This is a genomic window from Allobosea sp. 05L423, from assembly GCF_056397745.1.
Genome location: NZ_JBFTOA010000008.1, coordinates 1 through 13,540 on the forward strand (window position 1 = coordinate 1; position 13,540 = coordinate 13,540).

The 13,540-nt window shown below is 66.5% G+C and carries 14 protein-coding genes and 1 pseudogene; 5 read left to right on the forward strand and 10 right to left on the reverse strand.

The features are described from left to right. Positions 1 to 227: pseudogene (locus tag AC1DNE_RS18090) on the forward strand (glucose-1-phosphate thymidylyltransferase RfbA); the annotation flags it as partial. Between the two features lie 226 nt (positions 228 to 453). On the opposite strand, the gene AC1DNE_RS18095 reads toward AC1DNE_RS18090, so the two are convergent. Then, positions 454 to 663: a hypothetical protein gene (locus AC1DNE_RS18095; RefSeq protein WP_476767211.1), complete on the reverse strand. Its 210-nt coding sequence runs from the start codon at positions 661 to 663 to the stop codon at positions 454 to 456. Between AC1DNE_RS18095 and AC1DNE_RS18100 the strand changes: the two genes are divergently transcribed. The 3 genes from AC1DNE_RS18100 (at position 644) to AC1DNE_RS18110 (ending at position 3,131) form a co-directional block, all read left to right on the forward strand. Continuing rightward, on the forward strand, positions 644 to 1,096 hold the full coding sequence (locus AC1DNE_RS18100) for a hypothetical protein (RefSeq protein ID WP_476767210.1): 453 nt from the start codon (positions 644 to 646) through the stop codon (positions 1,094 to 1,096). The two genes, AC1DNE_RS18095 and AC1DNE_RS18100, sit on opposite strands and share 20 nt — an antisense overlap. A gap of 96 nt (positions 1,097 to 1,192) precedes the next feature. Beyond that, positions 1,193 to 2,209: an MraY family glycosyltransferase gene (locus tag AC1DNE_RS18105; RefSeq protein WP_441471339.1), complete on the forward strand. Its 1,017-nt coding sequence runs from the start codon at positions 1,193 to 1,195 to the stop codon at positions 2,207 to 2,209. Beyond that, positions 2,202 to 3,131, forward strand: coding sequence for an NAD-dependent epimerase/dehydratase family protein (locus tag AC1DNE_RS18110; RefSeq protein WP_441471098.1), 930 nt, complete (start codon positions 2,202 to 2,204; stop codon positions 3,129 to 3,131). The genes AC1DNE_RS18105 and AC1DNE_RS18110 overlap by 8 nt, the downstream gene beginning before the upstream one ends. Here AC1DNE_RS18110 and AC1DNE_RS18115 read toward each other — a convergent pair. From AC1DNE_RS18115 to AC1DNE_RS18125, 3 genes are all read right to left on the reverse strand, one after another. Beyond that, positions 3,055 to 5,010 carry an SDR family NAD(P)-dependent oxidoreductase gene (locus AC1DNE_RS18115; RefSeq protein WP_441471340.1) on the reverse strand — a complete coding sequence of 652 codons (1,956 nt, stop codon included), beginning with the start codon at positions 5,008 to 5,010 and terminating at the stop codon, positions 3,055 to 3,057. The genes AC1DNE_RS18110 and AC1DNE_RS18115 overlap by 77 nt on opposite strands. 66 nt (positions 5,011 to 5,076) lie before the next feature. Beyond that, complete coding sequence (locus tag AC1DNE_RS18120; protein WP_441471099.1) at positions 5,077 to 5,673, reverse strand: TetR/AcrR family transcriptional regulator; 597 nt, start codon at positions 5,671 to 5,673, stop codon at positions 5,077 to 5,079. Positions 5,674 to 5,866: 193 nt separating this feature from the next. Next, positions 5,867 to 7,348: a cobyric acid synthase gene (locus tag AC1DNE_RS18125; protein WP_441471100.1), complete on the reverse strand. Its 1,482-nt coding sequence runs from the start codon at positions 7,346 to 7,348 to the stop codon at positions 5,867 to 5,869. Positions 7,349 to 7,705: 357 nt separating this feature from the next. On the opposite strand from AC1DNE_RS18125, the gene AC1DNE_RS18130 reads away from it, so the two are divergent. Beyond that, positions 7,706 to 8,854, forward strand: a complete 1,149-nt coding sequence (locus AC1DNE_RS18130) for an aminotransferase (RefSeq protein WP_441471101.1) — start codon at positions 7,706 to 7,708, stop codon at positions 8,852 to 8,854. Positions 8,855 to 8,871: 17 nt separating this feature from the next. Here the strand turns inward: AC1DNE_RS18130 and AC1DNE_RS18135 are convergent, their stop codons facing one another. The 6 genes from AC1DNE_RS18135 to hisF form a co-directional block, all read right to left on the reverse strand. Continuing rightward, positions 8,872 to 10,293, reverse strand: a complete 1,422-nt coding sequence (locus tag AC1DNE_RS18135) for a hypothetical protein (protein WP_476767209.1) — start codon at positions 10,291 to 10,293, stop codon at positions 8,872 to 8,874. A 98-nt stretch (positions 10,294 to 10,391) separates the two neighbouring features. Then, complete coding sequence (locus AC1DNE_RS18140; RefSeq protein WP_441471103.1) at positions 10,392 to 10,742, reverse strand: RidA family protein; 351 nt, start codon at positions 10,740 to 10,742, stop codon at positions 10,392 to 10,394. A gap of 70 nt (positions 10,743 to 10,812) precedes the next feature. Then, the gene (locus AC1DNE_RS18145) at positions 10,813 to 11,259 is read right to left on the reverse strand and encodes a YqaA family protein (protein WP_441471104.1); all 447 of its coding nucleotides are present in this window, start codon (positions 11,257 to 11,259) and stop codon (positions 10,813 to 10,815) included. A gap of 141 nt (positions 11,260 to 11,400) precedes the next feature. After that, the gene (coaA, locus tag AC1DNE_RS18150; protein WP_441471341.1) at positions 11,401 to 12,375 is read right to left on the reverse strand and encodes a type I pantothenate kinase; all 975 of its coding nucleotides are present in this window, start codon (positions 12,373 to 12,375) and stop codon (positions 11,401 to 11,403) included. Positions 12,376 to 12,430: 55 nt separating this feature from the next. Next, on the reverse strand, positions 12,431 to 12,751 hold the full coding sequence (locus AC1DNE_RS18155; RefSeq protein WP_441471105.1) for a phosphoribosyl-ATP diphosphatase: 321 nt from the start codon (positions 12,749 to 12,751) through the stop codon (positions 12,431 to 12,433). Next, positions 12,751 to 13,515, reverse strand: coding sequence for an imidazole glycerol phosphate synthase subunit HisF (hisF, locus tag AC1DNE_RS18160; RefSeq protein ID WP_441471106.1), 765 nt, complete (start codon positions 13,513 to 13,515; stop codon positions 12,751 to 12,753). The genes AC1DNE_RS18155 and hisF overlap by 1 nt, the downstream gene beginning before the upstream one ends. Between the last annotated feature and the right edge of the window lie 25 nt (positions 13,516 to 13,540).

Consider the following 13,540-nt stretch of genomic DNA (forward strand, 5'->3'; position numbering starts at 1 on the left):
GCCGCGGCTTCGCCTGGCTCGACACCGGCACCCCCGACAGCATGCTCGAGGCCGGCGAGTTCGTCCGCACCCTCGAAGCCAGGCAAGGCCTGCGCATCGCCTGCCCCGAAGAGATCGCCTATCGCCAGGGATGGATCTCGAACGCCCAGYTGACCACCCTCGGCCAGAAGATCGCAAAAAGCGATTACGGCCGCTACATCCTGCAGATCGCAGACACGGGGGCGTAGCCGGGCGGGCTCAGGGGTAGCGGAACCCGCGGTCGTTGAAGGTTCCGAAGCGATGATGTGAGGGGGCCGAAAGCCGGGTCACACCGGCGCCGACTGCGCCGAAGAGAAGAAAAAGACGGCGAGCGTCAGCAGGAAGGCGAAACTCACAAAGCGTATGGGAGACATGATGACCTGCGGCGGATGGATCGTTACGCGGGACCATGCCGGGCGGGCTCTGAAATCGGGATCAATTCAGCAGATAAAATTGCGTCGAATTGTGCGGTTTTCGGCTTTTGGGGCGGTTCTTTCGCTCTCTCGTCGCCTCGCCGACGGAACGCGGTAACGCCACGCCAGGTCGCTGCGCCCTTGTGCCGGGATCGAAATCGCGCTTCGCGGGTTCATTCCCCGCGCCGCCCATCGAGCGCAAGGAGTAGAACATGATCACGATCAGGCACACGACCGTTTCCTTCGCCGCCTTTCTGATGCTGGCTTCGCCAGCGATGGCGCAGTCGGCGCGCTCGCTCGGCCCCTCAACGGGTTCGGTCCGCATCGAGCAGGTCCAGGCGGGCTTTATCGCGTCTGGCGAGGCAGGCGGCGGTACCTTGCGCTTCCGCGGCCGCTCCTATCCGATCACCGTCGGCGGCCTCGGCATCGGTTCGATCGGCGCCTCCCGCACCGTCGCGACGGGGACGGTCTACGGGCTGCGAAACGTCTCCGATTTCCCTGGCGCCTATGTTCAGCTGAAGGAAGGCTGGGCGGTCGGCAATCAGGGAAGCGGCAATGTCTGGCTGCGCAACGACAAGGGCGTGACCCTGCAGCTCGCCACGCGCCGGCAGGGGCTTCAGCTTTCCTTTGGCGCCGATGGCGTGCTGATCGGCTTCAAGCAGTAGATTGCATAGAGGGCCGGCGTCGATCGTCGAGTGCTGGGCGGTGCATTAGCTCTAGGCTTTTGCGCTGCCTCGACTATGGTGCGGCCCGCTTTGTCGATCCTGCTGATCCCCCTTGCCGCCCTCTCCGCCGCCGCCCTGCTGGCGGCGTTGCTCTGCGTTTGGCTGCGCCCGCTTCTGATGCGCTATGCGCTTGCCCGGCCGAATGCCCGCTCCAGCCACAAAGTGCCGACGCCGCAGGGGGGAGGCATCGCCGTGCTCGCCGGAGCCTTCCTGGCCTTGGCCGTGGCGCTCTGGCTCGGCCGGGCGGAGGCCGAAGCGTGGCGGACGGTGCTGATCGTCGGCGCGGCGGTTCTGGCGCTGGCCATCGTCGGCGCCTGGGACGATATCCGGCCTCTGCCTGCCGGTCTTCGCCTCGTGCTGCAGGCGGCCTGCGTCGGCTATGTGCTGTTTCGCGCCGCACCTGAGCTGCGCCTGTTTCCGGAGATCATGCCGATGGCGGTCGAGCGGGCGCTGGCCCTTCTCGCCGGGGTCTGGTTCGTCAACCTCGTCAACTTCATGGATGGGCTCGACTGGATCACCGTCGCCGGCATCGTACCGCTGGCCGGAGCTCTCGCACTTGCGGGAAGCCTCGGCGTGATCGATCCGGTCACCGGTTGGCTGGCCGCCGCGCTTTGTGGCGGGCTGATCGGCTTTGCTCCCTTCAACAAGCCGGTGGCCCGGCTGTTTCTCGGAGATGTCGGGTCGCTGCCGATCGGCCTCGTCACCGCCTATCTGCTCTATCGGCTGGCCGGGACCGGTGCCCTTGCCGCGGCAGTGATCCTGCCGCTCTACCACATCACCGATGCCACCATCACGCTGCTGCGCCGTCTGGCGCGTGGCGAGAAGGTCTGGGAGGCGCATCGCTCGCATTTCTACCAGCAGGCGACGACGAACGGCTTCAGCGTGATCGCGGTGGTCGGGCGCGTCGCTCTTCTGAATGTCGCTCTCGCTGTGTTGGCCGGCATCTCGATCGCCTGGCCGCAGATCGGTGTCCAGCTGGCTTGCCTCGCCGCCGCCTGCTTGCTGACGGGCTTGCTGTTGCGCCGCCTTGCGGCAGGGCCACGCCGTGGCTAGCCCGTTGATCCTCTTGACCGGTGCCAGTGGCTTCGTTGGCCCGCATGTCGTGGCGGCTCTGACGCAGGCCGGCTATCGCCTTCGTCTCGCCCAGCGTCGCCCGTACGACGGACCGGGCGGCGCCGAAACCATCGTGACGGGCGATCTGGCGGGGCCGATCGATTGGCGGCCGGCTCTCGAAGGCGTCGATCACGTGGTTCATATGGCAGGCCTTGCCCATGCCGGGCCAGGCCTCGACGAAGCGCTCTACGACCGCATCAATACCGAAGCGACGCTGGAACTGGCGCAAGCGGCCGTGGCGGCCGGCGTGCGGCGCTTCGTCTACCTCTCATCGATCAAGGCACTGTCCGGCGCCTTCGACGGGGCGCCACTGTCCGAAGCGGCAGAGCCTTCGCCCGGCGATGCCTATGGCCGCTCCAAGCTCGCGGCCGAACATGGGCTCGACCGGCTGGATCTCGATTGGGTGGCGCTGCGCCCGGTGCTGATCTACGGCTCCGGTGTCAAGGCCAACATGGCGGCGCTGCTCAGGCTCGCAAGCCTGCCCATCCCCTTGCCGCTCGGGGGCCTGAAGGCTCCGCGCTCGTTGCTCGCGGTCGAGAACATCGCCGACGCCATCCGCTTCGCCCTGACGCCCGATTGCCCGGCACGGCAGGCCTACACGGTCTCCGACCCCGAGCCGATCAGCGTCGCCGACATTCTGGCGGCGTTGCGCCTCGGCCTCGGCCGTTCACCGGGGCTTATTTCGGTGCCGGAGCCGTTGCTCAGGCGGCTGGCGCGCCTCTCCGGGCGCGAGGAGACCTTCGTCAAGCTGGCGGGGAGCCTCGTCGCGCGGCCCGAGCGCCTGCTCAAGGCCGGCTGGCGACCGCCTGCAGAGACGAAAGCGGCTCTGGCGCGGCTTGCTGCTGGGCCTCGCGCTGGCTGAAATCGGGGATCGCCTCTTCGAGCACCGCATTGGCCGCGGCGCGGTCGTCGGCCTTCACGGCCGCTTCCAGACGGGCCAGCCAGCCCTGCAGGCGGGCCCGGCCGGCGAAGATCGGCTTGGCGGCCATGACGCCGTCGAGCCCGGTTTCGGCCATCGGCTCGTCCCGCGCGAACAGGATTTCGTTCAGTCGCTCGCCGGGCCTGACGCCTGACACGGTGATCTCGATGTCTTCGCCCGGCTCGAAGCCGGCGAGGCGGATCATCCGCTCGGCCAGATCCATGATCCGCATGGGCTGGCCCATCTTGAGCACATAGACAGCGGCCCGCTCGGCATCCGGCCCGCCGGCCGGTGCGTGCGAGGCTGCGGTCAGCACCAGATCGCAGGCCTCGCGGATCGTCATGAAGTAGCGGATCATGTCCGGGCTGGTGACGGTGACGGGGCCGCCGCGGGCGATCTGCGCCTTGAATTTCGGCACCACCGATCCGACGGAACCGAGGACATTGCCGAAGCGCACCGCCACCAGCCTGATGCCGGAGGTCGCAGCCACGAACTCGGCGTCGCGCGACTGCGCGTACATCTCCGCGAAGCGCTTGGTGGCGCCGAGCATCGAGACCGGCTCGATCGCCTTGTCGGTCGAGATCAGCACGAAGATCTTCGTCCCCGAGGCGACGGCCGCGTCGGTGACGTTCACCGAGCCGAAGATGTTGGTCTTGATGCCCTCGCTCCAGTCCGCCTCGAGATAGGGTACGTGCTTCAGTGCGGCGGCATGGACGACGATGTCGGGCTGGAAGGCGACGAAGAGCGGCATGATGCGCTCACGGTCGCGCACATCGGCCAGGACGCCCGAGACAGCCGTGTCCGGAGCCTGGACGGCAAGCTGCTCGGTAATCTGGAACAGGGCAGGCTCCGAGCTTTCGACGATCAGCAGCTCGGCCGCACCGAAAGCGGCGCAGCGCAGGCAGATCTCTGAGCCGATCGACCCGCCGCCACCCGTGACGATCACCCGCTTGCCCTTGAGAAAGGCGCCCAGCCGTTCGCGGTCGATGGCGACCGTCGAGCGCACCAGCAGGTCTTCAATCTCCAGCGGCGCGACCTCGGTGTCGCGCGCCCCTTCGCCCAACGCCTCGATGCGCGAGATCGGCAGGGCGAGCTTACGGGTCCGCGCGAGCCATTTCTCGGGCTGCGCCTCGGGCAACAGAGCCGAGGGCGTGGCCACGATGCGGCGGAAGGCCTCGCCGCGCTCGGCGGCATCGGACGCGATTTCCTCGATATCGGAGAGCAAGCCGAGCACCGGGACGCCGCGAATCGACTGGCCGAGATCGTCGGGGCGGGGCGACAGAATGCCAGCCGGCTGCAATCGCTTCATCGTGCCCGTCTCGATGGCGCGGATCACCATTTCGACTTCGACGCCACGCCCCAGAATCAGGGTCGGCAGGGTCGCCTCGCGTTCCGCGCTGGAGCGCGACCGGGCATATTTAAGGTAGCGATAGGCAAGGCGCGGTCCGCCCAGCAGAGCGGTCTGGACGAGCCAGTAGAGAGCGATCGTGATCTTGCCGAAATAGAAATTGCCGTAGAAATTGGGCGCGACCAGCACATAGTCGACGGCCAGCAGGGTCACGGTGAGGACCGAGACGGCCTTGACGATGTTCGACAGGTCCGGCAGCGAGGCGAAGCGCCACTTGGAGCGGTAGAGCGAGAAGAACCAGTAGACCAGCCCCGCATAAGCCACGAAGAACGGCAGGAAGCGCGGCAGGTAGCGCAGATGCTCGTCGAGCTGCCCACCTTCGAAGCGGACGACGAAGACGAGCCAGATCGCCAGCGCCGTCATCACGAGGTCGTGGACGATGACAGCTGTCTTCTTCAGATTCTGTTTGGGCAGGATGGCCATGTCAGGCGGGGTATCCCGCTCCCTCGATGGCTTGTCAACGCAGCGTTGCGCGGTTGCTCAGTTCACAGGCGGCCTGGCTTCCAGCGCGCTGAGGACGAAGGCGATCATTTCGTCGGGCGAAGGGCCGGGAATGCACTCGCATTGCGTGATCAGCAGCGGATGCATGAAGCGGATCATCGCCGTGCGGATACAGCCCGTCGCATGGGCCGGCTCCATGGGCCGGAATTCGCCGCGGGCGATGCCATCCGCCACGACCCGGCGCAGAACCACGTCGAAGCGCTCGATATGCGCGATGATCGCGTCCCAGCTCTCCTCCATGGCCGCACAGACCATTTCCTGCATCTTGGCATGCCCGGCGAAGCGGGCGGCGTTGAGCCGGTAGGAGGTGGCGAGAATGTCGCGCAGCCGGTCCGCGGCAGGGCGATCCTCGGCGGCGATGTTGGCGATCGCCTCTTCCTGCTCGCGCTTGTAGCGCTCGAGCACCGCTTCGTTGATCGACTTCTTGGAGTCGAAGAAGCGGTAGACATTGGCGGGGCTCATCCGTAGGGACTTCGCGATGTCCGCCACGGTCGTCTTCTGATAGCCGATGTCCCGAAAAAAGCGTTCGGCGGTGTCGACGATGATCTGCTTGGTATCGCGTTCGGAATGACTCACGGCGTCGCCGGCTTGCTTGTATTTCAACGAATGCGGTGAAGAATTGATCTCTATGACGATTTTCGTCATTCGTCAACCTTATGGCGAATAAAGACTTTTGCCTTGACGCAGATCAAACCCGCCTGAAGTCGGATGCTGACAGCCGCTGCCATGCCGCGGCAAGTTGCGCGGGAAGTGCCGGCATTCGGCTGACCTACGGGGCCGGAAGCCGCGATTTCGCGATGTCCAGCAGCGCATCGATGTCGAGATGGCGCTGGAGATGGTCTGCAAGCGCGTCGAGCGTTCCGTCGATGGCCTCGTCATAAGCCAGCGACGACGGCAGGCTGGTGCCGGCTATCCGTGCGAGCCAGGCGCCGCGCACTGCGTCGGAGGCAAAGATGCCATGCAGATAGCAGCCCGCGACGCGGCCGTCGGGGCTGGCCGCGCCTTCGGCCCTCCCGTGGACCGCGAATGGTGCGCGGAGAGTGTCGTCGCCCATGGTTCGGCCGAGATGGATCTCATAGGCTTGCCCATGGGTGGCACTGGCGATGTCGCTAAAGCCGACCTCGCGAACGGTCTTCTCTGCATCAAGGCTGGTTTCGACATCGAGAAGGCCGAGGCCCGCCGCCTCTCCTGCGGGGCCTTCCAGTCCATGCGGGTCGCGGACCACGCGCCCGAGCATCTGATAGCCGCCGCAGAGGCCGAGGATATGCCCTCCGCGCCGGCGATGGGCGAGGATGTCGATGTCCCAGCCCTCCCGTCGCAGCGCCGCAAGGTCCCGCAAGGTCGTCTTGGACCCCGGCAGGATGACGAGATCGGCATCCCCTGGAAGCGCCCGGCCGGGGCCGATCATGGCGAGATCGACGCCGTCTTCCAGCTTGAGCGGATCGAGGTCGTCGAAATTGGCGATGCCCGGCAGCACGGGCACGACGATCTTGAGCCGCGCGCCGGGCTTCCGCCCCGACCGGATATCAAGCCCGTCTTCCGCGGGCAGGCGCGCCGCGTCCGCGAACCAGGGGATGACACCCAGAGAGGGCCAGCCCGTCGCTGTCGCGATGGTGTCGAGGCCGGGGCCGAACAATCCGATATCGCCGCGGAAGCGGTTGATCGCGAAAGCGCGGATCATCGCCCGATCGGCCGGATCGAGCACGGCATGGGTGCCGACGAGGCTGGCGATGACCCCGCCGCGGTCGATATCGCCGACCAGCACCGCAGGAACGCCGGCGGCCCGCGCGAATCCGAGATTGGCGATGTCGCGGGTGCGCAGATTGGTCTCGGCCGGTGAACCCGCCCCTTCGACGATAACGAGATCGGCCTGCTCACCGAGGCGCCCGAAGCTCTCGAGCACGCGCGGCAGGAAATCGCCGCGCCGCGCGAAATCGCGGGAGGCCAGCCGCCCGGCGACGCGGCCCTGCAGGATGATCTGGCTGCCCTGCTCGCCTTCGGGCTTCAGCAGGACCGGGTTCATGTCGGGATGCGGCTCGATGCGTGCGGCGCGTGCCTGCAGCGCCTGCGCGCGTCCGATCTCGCCTGCGGCGGTCGCAGCGGCATTGTTCGACATGTTCTGCGGCTTGAAGGGGCGCACGCGGAGCCCGCGATTCGCGAGGAGCCGGCAGAGGCCCGCGACGATCAGTGACTTTCCGACATTGGAGCCGGTGCCGAGGATCATGATGGCGGGCGTAGGAGCGCGGGACATCAGCCTGCTTAGCCCGGTTTTCCGTGGCGCGGAAAGCCGGTTGCCGGGGGCAATCTTCATGCAAGGAAGGTGCAGAACTCTGGCGCCGTCTGCGCCGAACGATCCTGCTCGTGGGGATCGATCATCCTGACAAGGTTCGCCGGTCCACTGCGGCACCTTGCTACGCCAAAGGGGCGAAGTCGTAACAAGATCCCGCCGAGGACCGGCTGAGACTCAATAAACACTGACCCATGACGAATGTCAACATTCATCACTCGGCAGTCGATACAGGCGCCGTGGCTAGGCACCGGTCCCGGGGTGCGCGCCACGCCCCGGCGTGCTAAGCCAGCCTCGTTCTTGCTCCTGCCGGCCTCTGCGATGAATCCGATCTTCTCTGCTCTTCCGACCACCGTCTTCGAGGCGATGTCGCAGCTCGCGCGCGAAACCGGCGCGGTCAATCTCGGCCAGGGCTTCCCGGACGATCCCGGTCCGGAGGATGTGCGGCGCAAGGCTGCGGATGCCGTCATGGACGGCTGGAACCAATATCCGCCGATGATGGGTTTGCCTGAACTGCGACAGGCGACCGCCACGCACTTCAAGCACTGGCAGGGCCTTGATCTCGATCCGAACAGCGAGGTGATGGTGACGTCCGGTGCGACCGAGGCGATCGCCGGAGCGCTGATGGCGCTCGTCACGCCCGGCGACGAGGTCGTGCTGTTCGAGCCGATGTATGACGCCTATCTGCCGCTGGTGCGGCGCGCCGGCGGGATCCCGAAATTCGTGACGCTGACGCCGCCCCATTTCGGGTTGACGGAAGAGGCGCTGGCGAAGGCCTTCTCGCCGAAGACGAAGGTCGTGCTGTTCAACAACCCGCTCAACCCGACGGCGACGATCTTCAGCCAGGCCGATCTCGATATCCTCGCCGATTTCTGCGTCCGCCACGACGCGATCGCGATCTGCGACGAGGTCTGGGAGCATGTCGTCTTCGACGGACATCGCCATGCCTCGGTCCTCGGCCGGCCGGACATGCGCGAGCGTACCGTCAAGATCTCGTCGGCCGGCAAGATCTTCTCGCTCACGGGCTGGAAGGTCGGGCTCGTCATGGCCGCCCCCGCGATCATGCGGGTCCTCGCCAAGGCGCATCAATACATCACCTTCACCACCCCGCCGAACCTGCAGGCGGCCGTCGCCTACGGGCTGGGCAAGGCGGACGGCTACTTCGAGGGCATGCGCGCCGATTTCCAGCGCTCGCGCGACCGTTTCGCCGCAGGCCTGGGCGATCTCGGCTTTACGGTGCTGCCCAGCGCCGGGACCTATTTCCTCAATGTCGACATCGCACCGCTCGGCGAGAGCGACGATGCCGATTTCTGTCGGCGCCTCGTCACCGAGAGCGGCGTCGCCGCGATCCCGGTCAGTGCCTTCTATGCCGAGGGCGCGGTGAGGAATGTCGTCCGCTTCTGCTTCGCCAAGCGTGACGCGACGCTCGATGCGGCGCTGGAGAGGCTGGCCGCCCGCCGCCTGCGCTGAAGCGGACGGCTGCTTCGTCAGTCGCTGATCAGCTTGGTCGCCACGGCCCCGGCGGCGACGAGCCGCTTCTGGAGATCGGCGACGAGCGAATCGCTGCCTGCTGAGCGGCGGGCCGTCTCCGTCGCCGTCATCAACTGAGCCAGCGCCTTCTGCGCCAGCTCCTTGTCCTTGTTGCGTCGCGCCAGCTGAAGCATGGCCTCGGCCTGATTGGCGAGGCTGCGCGCCCAGAGCAACGGCACGCTCTCCTGTCGCCGTTCCTGCAGGGCGGCGGCGAAGGCGGCGATCGCCTCCTCGATGACGACAGGCTCGCTGTAGCGCTCGCCCATGGCCGCGAGCACGCTGCCCATCTGGTCCTGGAGTTCCGCCCAGCGCAATGGCTCGCGGCTGCGCTCCGTCGCCATGGATACCCGGTTGAGCCCGTTGAAGGCACGCTCCAGCAGCGAAAGATCGCTTCGGCGGCGGCCGAGCGTCGCCCGGGCCCGCGAGATCATATGCTCGGCCTCAAGCCAGCGCGGCTCGTCGTCGGTGCGATCCCATGCGGCGAGGACGCTGGCATACTCCGCGATGGCTTCTTCGAGCAGCTCATCGTCCTTTTGCGTCACCCCGAGCGTGACAGCGATTCGACCGATGCGCAGTTTCAGCATGCGCCAGAGCGACGGGTCCTCGTCGCGGCTCAGATATTCGATGCCTGAACGGCAATGGGCGAGCGCCGAAGTCAGAAGTTTCGTCTCGCCGGTGAGCGCCGCGAGACCCTCCAACGCAGTGGCCAGAGCCTCCTGGGCACCGGCAAAGGCCACGGTATCCGCCAGGCGGTCGAGACCTTCGAGCAGGCGGCGCAACGCTGCAATGGCGGTGTCATAGCCGTCGCGCCCGCCGAAATCCTCGCTGATGCGCGCCAACGCCTTCGCCTGATCCAGCGCGGCAGCGCGGCTGCGTTCGACATCGGCGAGGCCGATCAATGTGGAGGCCTCGCCGTAACGGGTGGACGCTTCGCGATAGCCTTCGGCGGTTGTGCGCAGGAAGCTGAGCGTCGCACGATCCGCCCGGTTCTCGCCAATCAGCAGCCGTCGCTCGGTCGGCAGTGTCGAAAGGTCTGACGCGCCGCCGATGGCGTGCAGTTCGGCTTGCGCCAGGGCTTTGTCCGCATCGGCGAAGCTTCCGGCACCGAGGGCTGCGGCGGCCTCCCGGCGCAGACGCTGAATTTCGGCGTCGCCGACCGTTACCGCAAGGCTCTGGGCCAGGGAGAGGAAGTCCGCGGCCTTGCGATCGAGCAAGGCTTCGGCGGGAAGTGTCAGGCCGGGGCGACGCAGCCAGTCCGCAATCATCGCCGCCAGCGCCACCGGCGGCAGGCCGTGGCGTCCGGCGACGCGCGCCAGAAGCGGGACGATCTGGTCGGGTTGACTGATGGCTGCCTCCCGTTCCGCCTCGGCCTCAAGCATTTTCGAGCGAAGTGGATACCGGTTCGCGTTCAGAAAATGCGATAAAATGAAGAGGTGGAGCATTCCGCGATCCGAAGAACGCGGAATGCTCCAAATACTTACTTCGCAGCGATGACCGCGATCTCGACGGTGAACTGCGGCGCGGCCAGCTTGGCCTCGACCGTGGCGCGGCCCGGCGTCTGGCCGGCGATCACCCACTTGTCCCAGACGGCGTTCATCTCGGCGAAGGTCGACATGTCGGAGAGCCAGATATTGACCATCAGCAGCTTCGACTTGTCGGTGCCGGCTTCGGCCAGCAGCCCGTCGATGATGCCGAGGATGTCGGCAGTCTGCTCGCCCACGCTCTTGCCGGCGGCCTTGTCCGCGACCTGGCCGGCCAGATAGACGGTGTCGCCGTGCACGACGGCCTTGGACATGCGCGGGCCGACGCCGATACGCTGAATGCTCATAGTCAAATCTCCTTGAACGGATGCCTTCGCTGGTAGCCCGGTATGGCCGGTTTCGCAAATCATAAGGCGCTCAGACGAGGCTCACCCAACCCAACCAGAGCACAGCGTAGCGGCCCGCCTTGCCGAGCAGCACGAGCGCGATGAAGCGGCCGGGCGGATAGTTCAGCGTGCCGGCGACGAAGGTCAGCGGGTCGCCGACGATGGGCAGCCAGGCCAGCAGCAGCGAGGGCCAGCCAAAACGGCTGAAGAAGGCTTGTGCCTGCGCGAAGCGGGCCGGATCGGGCCGCAGCCGTGCCGGGAGCTTCTCGACGCCGTGGCGCGCGATCAGCCATCCGAGCCACCAGTTGACGATGGAGCCGGCGGTGTTGGCGAGACTCGCGGTCAGGAACAGCGCGAGCGGATCGGCGCTTTTCGTCGCCAGCAATCCGAGAAAGACCGCTTCCGACTGCGCCGGCAGCAAGGTGGCGGCTACGAAAGCCGCACCCGCCATCAGGCCGAGGGAGGAGAGTGCTTCCACGGATCCCACGTCATTCCGGGCAAGCGGCGCAGCCGCTCAGATCCGCAATCCATCGAAGCGCTCGGCACTCCACGATGGATTCCGGCGATCCGCTTCGCGGCGGCCAGAATGACGAGGACGGTTTGAGCAAGATCGTGGCGATCACAGCCGCCGCAGGGCGACCTGCTGGATGCGGTGGCTCGCGCCCTTGGTCAGGATCAGGCTGGCGCGCTGGCGCGTCGGCAGGATGTTCTCCTGCAGGTTCGGCAGGTTGATGCCGGTCCACAGCTTCTCGGCGATCCCGAGCGCCTCCTCCTCGCCGATCTCGGCGTATTTGCGGAAGAAGGAGCGCGGGTCACGGAAGGCGGTCTGGCGCAGCGTCATGAAGCGGTTGACGTACCAGCGGTGCAGGTCGTTCTCATCGGCGTCGAGATAGACCGAGAAATCGAAATAATCGGAGACGAAGGGAATGACCGTGCCATCCTTCGGCATCCGGCTCGGCTGCAGGACGTTGAGCCCTTCGAGGATCAGGATGTCCGGCCGCTCGACCGTCACCGTCTCGCCGGGAACCACGTCATAGACGAGGTGCGAATAGACCGGCGCCGTCACCTGTGGCTTGCCGGCCTTCACGTCCGAGAGGAAGCGCAGGATCGACGCGCCATCATAGCTTTCGGGGAAGCCCTTGCGCTGCATCAGGCCGCGGCGCTCGAGCTCGGCATTGGGCAGCAGGAAGCCGTCGGTGGTGACGAGTTCGACCTTCGGCGTGTTCGGCCAGCGCGAGAGCAGCGCCTTCAGCACGCGCGCCGTGGTCGACTTGCCCACCGCTACCGAGCCGGCAACCCCGATGACATAGGGCACCTTGACCTCGGACTCGGCGATCAGGAAGCGCTGCGTCGCCTTGAACAGGCCCTGCGTCGCGGCGACGTAGAGCGAGAGCAGGCGCGACAGCGGCAGGTAGATCGCCACGATCTCGTCGAGCGAAATCGGATCGTTGATCGATTGCAGCTTGGTCAGGTCGTCGACCGAGAGAGTCAGCGGAGCATCGGCGCGCAGATGCGCCCACTCGTCCCGCGAGAACAGGCGGTAGGGCGAGACCAGTTCGCGCTCAGGCGAAGTCGTGATGTGACGCTGGTCCATGACGCGACCCGCAATCCAGGCTTCCAGGTTCAACGCGGGTTCATCCTCGCGGTACTCAACGGGGCCGGGCCGCCTTTTCCGCCACTCCGGAGCGGGCGGTGCGGGCCTCAAGCTGGCTCAAGACGTCCCGCAATGCAACATCGCGCGCCTTGAGCACGACCAAAAGATGATAAAGCACGTCGGCGCTTTCGGCGATGAGCTCGGCCCGGTCGCCTTTCACCGCCGCGATCACGGCCTCGACCGCTTCCTCGCCGAACTTCTTGGCGGCCCGCTCCGGCCCGGCTGCGAGCAGCTTGGCGGTCCAGGATTCCTCAGGCGAGGCGCTGGCGCGTTCGGCGATGCGGGCTTCGAGATCGGAGAGGGTGAAGCCGGCCATCAGTCGAGCCTCATCCGCAGCCCGGCTTCCGCCATATGCATCTTGGCCTGCTGAATCGTGTAGGTGCCGAAATGGAAGATCGAGGCGGCGAGCACCGCCGAGGCATGGCCCTTGCTGACGCCGGCGACGAGATCGTCGAGATTGCCGACGCCGCCGGAGGCGATGACCGGGACCGAGACCGCATCGGCGATCGCGCAAGTCAGGCCCAGATCGTAGCCGGACTTGGTGCCGTCCTTGTCCATCGAGGTCACCAGCAGTTCGCCCGCGCCCAGCGAGACGACCTCGCGCGCGAAGGCGACGGCCTCGATGCCCGTGGCGTTGCGCCCGCCATGGGTAAAGATCTCCCAGCGGCCCGGCGAGACCTGCTTGGCGTCGATGGCGACGACAATGCACTGGTCGCCGAACTTCTCGGCCGCTTCCTTGACGAACTGGCGGTTGGTGACGGCGGCGGTGTTGATCGAGACTTTGTCGGCGCCGGCAAGCAGCAAAGCGCGGATATCCTCGACCTTGCGCACCCCGCCGCCGACGGTCAGCGGCATGAAGCAGGCTTCGGCCGTGCGCGTCACCACGTCGAACAGAATGCCGCGATCCTCATGGCTCGCGGTGATGTCGAGGAAGCAGAGTTCGTCGGCCCCGGCCGCGTCATAGGCCTTGGCGGCCTCGACCGGATCGCCGGCATCGACGAGATCGAGGAACTTCACGCCCTTGACGACGCGGCCGTCCTTGACGTCGAGGCAGGGGATGATGCGGGTTTTCAGGGTCATCGGCAGGGAAAACTCATGCGCGGAA

Bases quoted from the DNA above. Each gene is read 5' to 3' on its own strand.
- AC1DNE_RS18100 (WP_476767210.1), top strand. From the start codon at position 644: ATGATCACGATCAGGCACACGACCGTTTCCTTCGCCGCCTTTCTGATG.
- AC1DNE_RS18125 (WP_441471100.1), bottom strand. From the start codon at position 7,348: ATGTCCCGCGCTCCTACGCCCGCCATCATGATCCTCGGCACCGGCTCC.
- AC1DNE_RS18130 (WP_441471101.1), top strand. From the start codon at position 7,706: ATGAATCCGATCTTCTCTGCTCTTCCGACCACCGTCTTCGAGGCGATG.
- AC1DNE_RS18135 (WP_476767209.1), bottom strand. From the start codon at position 10,293: ATGCTTGAGGCCGAGGCGGAACGGGAGGCAGCCATCAGTCAACCCGAC.
- AC1DNE_RS18140 (WP_441471103.1), bottom strand. From the start codon at position 10,742: ATGAGCATTCAGCGTATCGGCGTCGGCCCGCGCATGTCCAAGGCCGTC.
- coaA (WP_441471341.1), bottom strand. From the start codon at position 12,375: ATGGACCAGCGTCACATCACGACTTCGCCTGAGCGCGAACTGGTCTCG.
- AC1DNE_RS18155 (WP_441471105.1), bottom strand. From the start codon at position 12,751: ATGGCCGGCTTCACCCTCTCCGATCTCGAAGCCCGCATCGCCGAACGC.
- hisF (WP_441471106.1), bottom strand. From the start codon at position 13,515: ATGACCCTGAAAACCCGCATCATCCCCTGCCTCGACGTCAAGGACGGC.